Source organism: Streptomyces sp. NPDC001443, assembly GCF_053597355.1.
The window spans coordinates 124,563-135,352 of record NZ_JBSFIA010000025.1; the positions used below are offsets into that span (position 1 = coordinate 124,563).

The window sequence follows — 10,790 nt, forward strand, 5'->3', positions numbered from 1 at the left end:
TGTCAAACAACGAATTTCCGGACGATGAATTGCGGCACGAGCAGGAATTCATCGACGGGTTGTACGCGCGTGTCGACGCCCTGCGCGGCGACACCGAGACCTCCGTCACGGACGCGCTCGCGCAGGGCAACACCCCCATGCAGGCACGGCTGGAGCGGGACATCCTGGTCGCCGAGCGGTCCGGGCTGCTCGCCGCGCTCAACGCCGTCGACGGCTCGCTCTGCTTCGGCCGGATCGACCTCGCCTCGAGCACGAGCCACCACATCGGCCGGATCGGCCTGCGCGCCGACGACGCCGAGCGCACGCCGGTCCTCATCGACTGGCGGGCCGACGTCGCCCGCCCCTTCTACCTGGCCACCGGTCACACCCCGATGGGCCTGCGCCGCCGCCGGCACATCGGCACCGACGGCCGCCGGGTCACCGCCCTGCACGACGAGATCCTCGACCTCGGCGACGCCACCCGCACCGGCCACGAGGACCCGACCGGCGACGCCGTCCTGCTCGCGGCCCTCGGCGCGGCCCGCACCGGCCGCATGGGCGACATCGTGCAGACCATCCAGGCCGAACAGGACGAGATCATCCGCGCCCCGCACCGCGGGGTGCTGGTGGTGGAGGGCGGGCCCGGCACCGGCAAGACGGCCGTCGCCCTGCACCGGGCCGCGTACCTGCTCTACGAGCACCGGGAGCTGCTCGCCAAGCGCGCGGTGCTGATCGTCGGACCCAACCCGGCCTTCCTCGGCTACATCGGCGAGGTGCTGCCCGCGCTGGGCGAGACCGGCGTGCTCCTGGCCACGGTCGGCGAGCTGTTCCCCGGGGTACGGGCGACGGCGGCCGACACCCGTGAGGCGGCCGCGGTGAAGGGCCGCGCGGACATGGCGGACGTCCTCGCCGACGTCGTACGCGACTGGCAGGCACTGCCCGACCCGGTGATCGCGATCGAGCACGACCGCGAGGTGCTGATGCTCGACGACGGCCTGGTCAAGGTCGCCCGCGAGCGCACCCGGTCCGCCGGACTGCCGCACAACGTGGCGCGCGAGCACTTCGAGGGCCACATCCTCAACACGCTCACCGAGCTGTACGCCGAACGCGTGGGCACCGACCCGTACGACGGCAGCAGCCTGCTGGACGCCTCCGACATCACCCAGATCCGCGACGAGATCGCCGAGAACCCCGAGGTGTGGGCCGCGATCGACCAGCTCTGGCCGCGGCTGACCCCGCAGCGCCTGGTCGCCGACTTCCTCGCCGACCCGGTGGGCTACGTCAGCGACGAGGACGCCCACGCGATCCGCCGCCCGGTGACCCGGGCGTGGACCGTCGCGGACGTGCCGCTCCTCGACGAGGCGGCCGAACTGCTCGGCGTGGACGAGCGGGTGGCGCGGGCCCGGGCCGAGCGCGAGCGGGAGACCCAGGTCGCCTACGCGCAGGGCGTGCTGGACGTCTCGTACGCCTCGCGCACCTACGAGTTCGAGGACATCGACGAGGAGGACTCCGAGGTCCTGTCCGCGCACGACATCATCGACGCCGAGCGGTTCGCCGAGCGGCAGGAGGAGGACGACCACCGCAGCGCCGCCGAGCGCGCGGCGGCCGACCGGACCTGGGCGTTCGGCCACATCATCGTCGACGAGGCGCAGGAGCTGTCGCCGATGGCGTGGCGGCTGCTGATGCGGCGCTGTCCCACCCGTTCGATGACGCTGGTCGGCGATCCGGCGCAGACCGCGGAGGCGGCGGGCGTCGGCTCCTGGTCGAAGATCCTCCAGCCGTACGTCGAGGACCGCTGGGAGCACGCCCGGCTCGGCGTCAACTACCGTACGCCCGCCGAGATCATGGAGCTCGCGGCGGCCGTGGTGCGCGCCGAGCGGCCGGACTTCCGGCCGCCGAGCTCGGTGCGGTCGACCGGGGTACGGCCGTGGGTGCGCGCCACCGACGACCTGCCAGGCGCGGTCGCCGAGGCGGTCCTGGAGCTGACCCCCGAGGAGGGGCGGCTCGCGGTCATCGCGCCGCGCCATCTGCACCGCAGACTGGCCGCCCGGCTGGACGGGGTGACGGCGGGCGCGGAGCCGGACCTGACCCGGACCGTCGTCCTGCTCGACCCGAGGCAGGCCAAGGGGCTCGAGTTCGACTCGGTGCTGGTGGTGGAACCCGCGCTGTACGGCACGAGCGACCTGTACGTGGCACTGACCCGGGCCACCCAGCGGCTGGGCGTGCTGCACACCGGCCGGCTGCCGAAGGCACTGGTCGGCGCCTGAGGCACGGCCGGCGCGGTACGTGTGCGGTGGGCGCCGCCCACCGTGCACGACCGCGCCGGCCGGCCCTCGGCGGTCCTCGTACGGGGTCGTGCGCGGCGGTGCTCAGGCCGGACGCAGCCACACCGTGGCGAGCGGCGGCAGGGTCAGCCGGATGCTGGCCTGATGACCGTGCCAGGGCTGCGGCTCCGGCTTCACCGGGTCGGGGTTGACGACCTCGCTCCCGCCGTACCGGGCCGCGTCGGTGTTGAGGACCTCGTGCCAGGCGGGCACGTCCTCGGGGACGCCGAGGCGGTAGTCGTCGCGGACCACCGGCGAGAAGTGGGAGACCGCGAGCAGGGGGACGCCCTCGGCGTCGTACCGCACGAACGCGACCACGTTGTCCTCGGAGGCGTCGCCGACGATCCACCGGAAGCCCGCCGGATCGGTGTCGCACTGCCACAGCGCCGGGGCGTCCCGGTAGACGGTGTTGAGGTCGCGCACGAGGTCGCGCACACCGCGGTGGTCGGCCTCCGCCCCGTACGCCGGGTCCAGCAGCCACCAGTCCGGGCCGTGCGCCTCCGACCACTCCGCGCCCTGCGCGAACTCCTGCCCCATGAACAGCAGTTGCTTGCCGGGGTGGGCCCACATGAAGCCGAGGTAGGCGCGGTGGTTCGCGCGCTGCTGCCACCAGTCGCCCGGCATCTTCGACACCAGTGAGCGTTTGCCGTGCACCACCTCGTCGTGCGAGATGGGCAGGACGTAGTTCTCGCTGTAGGCGTACACCATCGAGAAGGTCATCTCGTCGTGGTGGTACTTGCGGTGCACCGGCTCGTGGCCCATGTACGCCAGCGAGTCGTGCATCCAGCCCATGTTCCACTTCAGCCCGAAGCCGAGACCGCCGAAGCCGCCCGGCCCCTTGTGATGGGTGGCCCGGGTGACCCCGTCCCAGGCGGTGGACTCCTCCGCGACGGTGACGACCCCCGGCGCCCGCCGGTACACCGTCGCGTTCATCTCCTGGAGGAACGCCACCGCGTCCAGGTTCTCCCGGCCGCCGTGCTCGTTCGGGACCCACTGGCCCGGCTCGCGCGAGTAGTCGAGGTAGAGCATCGAGGCGACCGCGTCCACCCGCAGTCCGTCGATGTGGAACTCCTCGCACCAGTACACCGCGTTGGCGACCAGGAAGTTGCGCACCTCGCGGCGCCCGAAGTCGAACTCCAGCGTCCCCCAGTCGGGGTGCGCGGAGCGCAGCGGGTCCGCGTGCTCGTACAGCGGGCGGCCGTCGAACTCGGCCAGTGCCCAGTCGTCGCGCGGGAAGTGGGCCGGCACCCAGTCCATGATCACGCCGATCCCGGCCCGGTGCAGCGCGTCCACCAGGTACCGGAAGTCGTCCGGGGTGCCCAGCCGGGCCGTGGGCGCGTAGAAACCGGTGACCTGGTAGCCCCAGGAGCCGCCGAAGGGATGCTCGGCCACCGGCATCAGCTCCACATGGGTGAAGCCCAGGTCCCGGACGTACGCGGGCAGCTGGTCGGCGAGCTGACGATAGGTCAGACCAGGTCGCCAGGAGGCGAGATGGACCTCGTAGACGGACAGCGGCGCCCGGTGCGGGGGAGTGTCCCCGCGGTGGGCGAGCCAGTCGGCGTCGCCCCATTCGTAGTGCGAGGCGGTCACGATCGAGGCGGTCTCGGGCGGCACCTGGGTGCGCCGGGCCATCGGGTCGGCCCGCAGGGTCCGCGACCCGTCCGGGCGGGTGATCTCGAACTTGTACAGCTCGCCCTCGCCGACACCCGGCACGAACAGCTCCCAGACACCCGACGAGCCCAGCGAGCGCATCGGATGTCCCGTGCCGTCCCAGAAGTTGAAGCCGCCCGTCACCCGCACCCCGCGCGCGTTCGGCGCCCACACCGTGAAGCGGGTCCCGGTCACGTCCTGGTGGGTGACCGGCTCGGCGCCGAGCGCCGTCCACAGCTGCTCGTGCCGGCCCTCGCCTATCAGGTGCAGGTCCAGCTCGCCCAGCGTGGGCAGGAAGCGGTAGGCGTCCTCGGTGTCCTGGACCGTCCCCTCGTACGCCACCAGCAGCCGGTAGCGCGGGACCTCGGTGAGCGGGAGCAGGCCCGAGAAGAACCCGTCGCCGTCGTCGTGCAGTTCGGCGCGCAGGTTCCCGGCCACGACGGTCACGCCCATCGCGTACGGCCGGAAGGCGCGGAAGGCGACACCGCCGGGGACCGGGTGGGCGCCCAGGACGGAGTGCGGGGCGTGATGGGTGCCGTGCAGGAGGCGCTCGCGGTCGCCCGCGTCGACGGCGGGGGAGAGGGCCAGGGGGAGCGGGTGCGACTCGGGGCCGGGCTCCGGTACGGACCCCGGGACGAGCTCCGGTACGGACTGCGGGACGAGCTCCGGTACGGACTGCGGGACGGGCGACGCCACGGGCTGGGGGACCGGCTCCCGCACGGCGCTCCGACGCACGGCCTTCGTCGCCTTCACCGCCTTGGCGGCGGCCTTCCCGGTGACGGCCTTCTGGACAGCCGTCTTCTTCGCGGCGGCCTTCTTCGCGGTGGCCTTCTTCGCTGCCGCCGCCGTCGCCTTCTTCGCCGTCTTCTTCGCTGCCGCTTTTTCGGGCGCCGTCTTCTTCGCCGTCGCCTTCTGGGTCGTCTGGTTCGCCGGCGGCTGCTCCTCGGCCGTCTTCTTCGGATGTGAGCCGTTGGACGGGGGGCTGGGGGTCACGGACAGGGCCTCCTGGACGAGGGTGCGGACGGGTCGGGTGCGGCGAGGCGGCGTATCGCGGACAGCGGGACCGGAAGCCAGTCGGGCCGCTGCCGGGCCTCGTAGAGGACCTCGTAGACGGCCTTGTCCGTCTCGTAGGCCCGGAGCAGTACGGGATCGGTGCGCGGGTCACGGGCGCCGCCCTCGGCGTACCCCGTGCAGTAGGCGGCCCGGCAGGTGTCCGCCCACCCCGGCACGGCCGGGCTCACGGAGTGCTCGGCGTAGTCGAAGGAGCGCAGCATCCCCGCGACGTCCCGCACCGTGGGCTGCGGCATCCGCCGCTCGGCCAGCGGCCTGGCCGGCTCGCCCTCGAAGTCGATCAGCGACCATGCCCCGCCGCCGTCGGCCTCGCCGCCGTCGCCCGTGCCGCCGGACGGCGAGCGCAGGCACTGCCCGAGGTGCAGGTCGCCGTGGATGCGCTGGGCGGTCCAGGTCCGGCCCTCCGCCGCCAGAACGGCCGGTGCCTCGAAGGCGACGCGCAGCCCGGACACGTACGGACGCAGCGCGGGCACCGCCTGCGCTGCCGTGTCCAGCCGCTCGATCATGCCGTCGGCCAGCGCCCGCACCTGCGCGTGGCCCAGGGTCACCGTGGGCAGCGCGCGGGCGAGCGCCGTGTGCACCTCGGCTGTGGCCCGCCCCAGCGCTCGCGCCTCGGCGGCGAAGTCCTCGCCCTTGGCGAGCTCGCGCAGCGCCAGTTCCCAGCCGTCCGACGCGCCCTGCACGAACGGCTGGAGCACCCCCAGGACGTACGACCCGCCGGACAGCTCCGCCCGCAGCCAGGCCGTGGGCGCCGGTACCCGTGCGCAGCCCTCGCGGGCCAGGGCCAGCGGCAGTTCGAGGTCGGGGTTGACGCCCGGCACGACCCGGCGCAGTAACTTGAGGATGAACGTATCTCCGTAGACCACCGACGAGTTGGACTGCTCGGCGGTCATCATCCGCGGCACCAGGCCGGGCCGTATCTCCTGGCCGGGATCCCGCTCGAAACGCAGTCCGCCGATGCGGGCCCGGGAACGCAGGGCCTCCAGGAGCACACCGGCGGGCTGGGGGTCGTACAGGGCCTCGTACGCGGTCCGGCCGGCGAGCGGCCCGTCGGTCATGTGTCCGATCAGGGCCGGTGCCAGCCGGGGCGGCAGCGCCTCACGGGCGCCTATCAGGAGCTGGTAGCAGTCGCCGGGAGCGGTCCGGGCGCCCGGCACGGGCGGCTGGTGGGCGCGTACCAGCAGGTGGTGCAGGCCCAGCTGGCTGTGCGCCGGCAGTAGCTCGGTGGCGCTGACCAGCGAGAACCCGGTGATCGGTCGTCCCTTTCCGGCGAACCAGCGCTGCCGTGGCAACCATGTGCGCAGCAGGGGGTCCAGGGACGCCAGGAGGTCGGGACCGGTGGTCGCGGTGCGTGTGACGGCTTCCGGCATGGGTCACGTCCTTTCCCCGGGGGCGAGGGGAGGCGGTTACTGATGCGTGCCCCGGGCGGAGCGGTGGAAACCGCGTCGACCCGGGACCTTTCAGCCGAGCCGGTCCAGGGGACTTTCTGTGGACATGGCACAAGGGTGCCCAATGTCCGGTTGTGCAACCGGACACCGGACACCCTTGTGGTGACGCCGCGATCCGAGCCGGGGCCCGGGTCAGACGGTGGTGTAGGCGAAGGTGACGCTGATGTCCTTCGCGTTCCCCTTGGAGATCTTGTCGCCCGACTTCACAGGTGTGAGCCAGAGTTCGTACGTCGCGGAGTCGCCTTGCTGATCGGCCATGGCCTTCAGCGTGGTCGTCCCCCCGACCAGCCTGAGCTCCGCTTTGAACTTGTCCTTGAGGCTGTTGGACAGGGTGACGGTGGCCGTGACCCGCAGGTCGAGGTCACCGGTGTTCTGCGCCGTGAAGCCTCCGACCCTCTTGGCAGTCGTGCCGGTGAACTCGATCTCCTTGTCCGTGTACGTGAAGACCGGGGCGGCGTTCGCGAGCCAGTCGCCGGAATTCAGGGTGACGCTGGTCGTCAGCTTGGCGGTCTTCGTGGGCGTGACCGTGGCCGTCGGCGTGGGACCGGCGGATGCGGAGCCCGTGGGGCTCGGGCTCTCCGTCTCCTTCGGGTCGTCGGACTTCCCGGGAGTCGGTTCGGCCGTGGCCGTGGCCGTCGGAGTGGGAGGGAAGTCCGCCTGGACCGTGAAGGACCCTGCCACGGTGCTGGAGAACGTGGCGCCGCTGCTCACGCCGACAAGGCCAATGCCGCCCGCGGCCAGCACGAGTACCGCCGCGATCTTTCTCCGGTCGGAGATGGCCATTGGTGTAGCGCCCTTCTGATTGAACTGGGGTCGGGTCTACGCCCCGTGGGAGGGGCGCCATGGCGGTGAACGCCGTGGCCCACCCGGCCCGGCTCGACGCGAGGTCGGACCGGACCGGGTGGGCTGGGGGCCTGCCTGGAACGTGCGAGGCTCAGGCGGTGGCGTTGACCTTGAAGGTGACCTGGGCCGTCTTGCCGGAGGCGTCGTTGCCGAGCGGCTTGTCCTTGTTCCCGACGGTGACGCGGTACTGGACGTACTGGCCGGGCTGGACCACGTTGCCGCCGCCGTTGTCGCCACCGGTGCGGACGAACGACACGTCGATCTTGAGGTCGCCGGTAGCCTCCGCGGTCGGAGCGAAGGTGACGGGAATGTCGCCCTTGTTCCAGACGGTGAGGTTCGAGTCGTTCAGCGGGACGGTGATCTCGGCAGCCGACGACTTGATCAGCTGCGTGCCCCCGAGGGTGGCCTTCTGGCGGTCGGCGCTGACCTCCCAGGGGCTGTCCGCCTGGATCTGGATGTCGGCCGTACCGGCCTTGAAGGTGGACTCGGCGGTCACGGTGTCGGTGAACAGGGCGCTGCTGCCGATGCTCACGAGACCGATGCTGCCGGCCAGGATGGCCGCGGCGGAGATCGCCTTCGTCTTGTCGGAAATGGCCATGTGAAAGCCCTTTCAGGAGCGGTGCTCCGGAGTGAGGGGGTGTCGGCCTGACTCGGCCGGTGCGCCCGTAAGGTGGCCGCAGCGCCTTTACCCGCCGCAGGACGGCAATCCTGCGGCGGGTGAGTGGTCCCTGGACCAGGGCGTGTGCGGGGTGGGCCGTGGTATCCGGTCGATGGACGCGATCGGATCCCCGGCCCACTCACGCGGGGGTGGTTCAGGAGGAGGCGGTGACCTTGACGGCAACCGAACCGGTCAGGTTCTGCCAGGAGTTGTCGAGGTTCTTGACCTCGATCTCCACCTTGTAGGTGGCCTTGGCGTCCTTGTTCAGCCAGGTCGAGGTGGAGTCGGTGCGCGTCACCGTGACGTTCAGGGCGCCACCGAGGGCGCCGCTCTTCTCGACGTTGACCGCGACGGCCGCACCGGCGGTGCCGTCGTTCTCGACGGTGAAGTTGGTGACCAGGCGGCTGGTGGAGGAGCCCATGAGCTGCTCGCCGTCCAGAACGGCGTAGTTGCCGTTGTAGATGTTCCACACGGAGGTGCGACCCCCGGTGTAAGTGGCGTTCGGGTAGACACCGTCGTACGCCGCGGTGATGCCCTCGGTCTTGACGATGTTGAGGTCGGCGTGGCCGGCACGCACGTCCGTCTGCGCGGTGACCGTGTCGGTGAAGGAAGCACCGGCGCCCGCGCCGATGAGGGCGATGCTGCCGGCCGCGATCGCGGCGGCCGCGACCGCCTTCTTCTTGTTGGAGATGGCCACTGTGGTGGGCCTTTCTGTTGGTTGGGTGAACGTTCGGGCTTGCGCCCGGGCACGACACGGCTCCCCCCGGCGGCCCACTGGATGGGGCCGCCCGGCGTCGTGTCACGGGAAGGAATCCCGTTGCCCCTATGGGGTGGTGGTCTGTGGGGTGGGCTTCTTCGGGCGCCACAGCAGGACGACGGTGCCGCCCACGATCAGCAGCGCGCCGGCGCCGAGCAGTACTCGGAAGCCCGTTTCGGTGTGGATCGAGGTGACGACGTAGCCGACGTACGGCACGTCGTGGCGGACGATCCAGGCGGTGTCGCCGTCGGGGCGGACATGCCAGGGGTCCTTGGTCTGATTGGCGTCGCCCTTGGTCTCCAGGACCGGGCCCTCCTTGGAGGGCGTGATCGTCACGATCCGGTGGACGACCTGGCGTTCCGGCTCGTCCGGGCGGTGGAAGATAACGATGTCACCGACCTTCAGCGCCTTGACCGGCTCCCGCTGGGCGATCACGACGCTTCCGGTCGGCAGCTTCGGCTCCATGCTGCCGCTGAGGACCGAACTGGCCTCCCATTTACCGGACTTGACCGAGTATGCCGCCACCGCGAAGCCGACGGCGAGCAGGAGGACCACGAGGCTCAGCAGGGCCGAGAGGATCCGGCGGGTCCAGTGAGGGCGCCTGGGCGGCTGCGGGGCGGCCGGCGTCTCGTCGGGAGACGTCGTCGCTTTGCGTACGGCCAGCTGCACTGTCTTCTCCTGCGGGCGATTGGCGGTCTTACGGGGCTTGCGGGCCTCACGGGTGGAGCGTCACCGAGGTGACGCAGGGGAATCCGTTCGGGGGTTGACGAATTCCCCTGCGCCGGTCTTGGGGAGGGGCCGCGAGGTCCGCGGAATTGCCGTGTCCGAGCGGGCGTCGGAAAGGCGAGGGCGGCGGGACGGGCTCTGTACCCGGGAGTAGAGCGGGTTTCCCGGGTCGTCCCGCCGCCATGGTCTTCACAGGATGTACACAGCGTGGGGCGTCGGCTGGGCGGCTGCGAAGTTCACCCGCTGGTGCGGGGCGCCGATCCGCCAGGCTGCCGGGTGGCTAATAAGGCGCTGCCTGACCTGGCCAATCCCGCCACCCCCATGCTGTGTTGTATGCCCCGCACTCCCCCCCCCGGGAGTGGCCCCCGGTCGAGGTGGCCAAGATCAGATTAGAGGTGTGTGGGCATGCTGGGAAGGTTGTGGAAGAAGTGTGGAGGTCGCCGTTATCAAAGCGTAATAATTCAAGTGTTTAAAGATGGCGAGACGGCCGTTAATGCGGCATCCGGGAGGTGTGTCGGGATTCCGGCCGGGCGCCGGGGCGTCGAGGCGCGGCGGACCGGGCGAGTCGCCGGGTCCGCCGCACGCGGTTGTCAACGCGCTTTTTCGACACCTTGGTTGGGGATCTGGACGGTGTCCTTGCGCAGCCGGAACCAGTAGAAGCCGTGCCCGCTGAGGGTGAGCAGGTAGGGCAGTTCGCCGATGGCGGGGAAGCGCACCCCGCCGAAGAGTTCGACCGGATGCCTCCCGCCGAACTCGCGCAGGTCCAGCTCGGTCGGCTGGGCGAAGCGGGAGAAGTTGTGCACGCACAGCACCACGTCGTCGCCCTGGCCCTCGGTGGCGGGGGCCTCGCGCAGGAAGGCGAGGACGGCCGGGTTGGACGACTGGAGCTCCGTATAGGACCCCAGTCCGAAGGCAGGATTCTGCTTGCGGATCTCGATCATGCGGCGGGTCCAGTGCAGCAGGGACGACGGCGAGGACATGGAGGCCTCGACGTTGGTGACCTGGTAGCCGTAGACCGGGTCCATGATCGTCGGCAGGGAGAGGCGGCCGGGGTCGCAGGAGGAGAAGCCGGCGTTGCGGTCGGGGGTCCACTGCATGGGGGTGCGTACGCCGTCGCGGTCGCCGAGCCAGATGTTGTCGCCCATGCCGATCTCGTCGCCGTAGTAGAGGATCGGTGAGCCGGGCAGGGAGAGCAGCAGGGCGGTGAAGAGTTCGATCTGGTTGCGGTCGTTGTCGAGGAGGGGGGCCAGGCGGCGGCGGATGCCGATGTTGGCGCGCATGCGCGGGTCCTTGGCGTACTCCGCGTACATGTAGTCGCGTTCTTCGTCGGTGAC

At 71.1% G+C, this 10,790-nt stretch carries 8 protein-coding genes; 1 reads left to right on the forward strand and 7 read right to left on the reverse strand.

Going from position 1 to position 10,790, the window contains the following annotated elements; all coding sequences use genetic code 11:
- Positions 1-29 precede the first annotated feature (29 nt).
- Complete coding sequence (locus ACWC24_RS25060) at positions 30-2,246, forward strand: HelD family protein (protein WP_450665110.1); 2,217 nt, start codon at positions 30-32, stop codon at positions 2,244-2,246.
- Between the two features lie 102 nt (positions 2,247-2,348).
- On the opposite strand, the gene glgB is transcribed toward ACWC24_RS25060, so the two are convergent.
- From glgB to ACWC24_RS25095, 7 genes are all read right to left on the reverse strand, one after another.
- Positions 2,349-4,946, reverse strand: a complete 2,598-nt coding sequence (glgB, locus tag ACWC24_RS25065) for a 1,4-alpha-glucan branching enzyme (RefSeq protein ID WP_450665097.1) — start codon at positions 4,944-4,946, stop codon at positions 2,349-2,351.
- Complete coding sequence (locus ACWC24_RS25070; protein ID WP_450665098.1) at positions 4,943-6,394, reverse strand: maltokinase N-terminal cap-like domain-containing protein; 1,452 nt, start codon at positions 6,392-6,394, stop codon at positions 4,943-4,945. The genes glgB and ACWC24_RS25070 overlap by 4 nt, the downstream gene beginning before the upstream one ends.
- Before the next feature lie 210 nt (positions 6,395-6,604).
- A complete protein-coding gene (locus tag ACWC24_RS25075; RefSeq protein WP_450665099.1) occupies positions 6,605-7,255 on the reverse strand; it encodes a hypothetical protein in 651 nt (216 codons plus the stop codon).
- Between the two features lie 151 nt (positions 7,256-7,406).
- Positions 7,407-7,913 (reverse strand): SipW-dependent-type signal peptide-containing protein, encoded by a 507-nt coding sequence (locus ACWC24_RS25080; protein WP_450665100.1) that lies wholly within the window; start codon positions 7,911-7,913, stop codon positions 7,407-7,409.
- Positions 7,914-8,127: 214 nt separating this feature from the next.
- Complete coding sequence (locus ACWC24_RS25085) at positions 8,128-8,670, reverse strand: hypothetical protein (protein ID WP_450665101.1); 543 nt, start codon at positions 8,668-8,670, stop codon at positions 8,128-8,130.
- A 126-nt stretch (positions 8,671-8,796) separates the two neighbouring features.
- Positions 8,797-9,399 (reverse strand): signal peptidase I, encoded by a 603-nt coding sequence (locus tag ACWC24_RS25090; RefSeq protein ID WP_450665102.1) that lies wholly within the window; start codon positions 9,397-9,399, stop codon positions 8,797-8,799.
- A 647-nt stretch (positions 9,400-10,046) separates the two neighbouring features.
- Positions 10,047-10,790, reverse strand: a 744-nt coding sequence (locus tag ACWC24_RS25095) for an alpha-glucosidase C-terminal domain-containing protein (RefSeq protein ID WP_450665103.1), incomplete at its 5' end; no start/stop codon positions are given.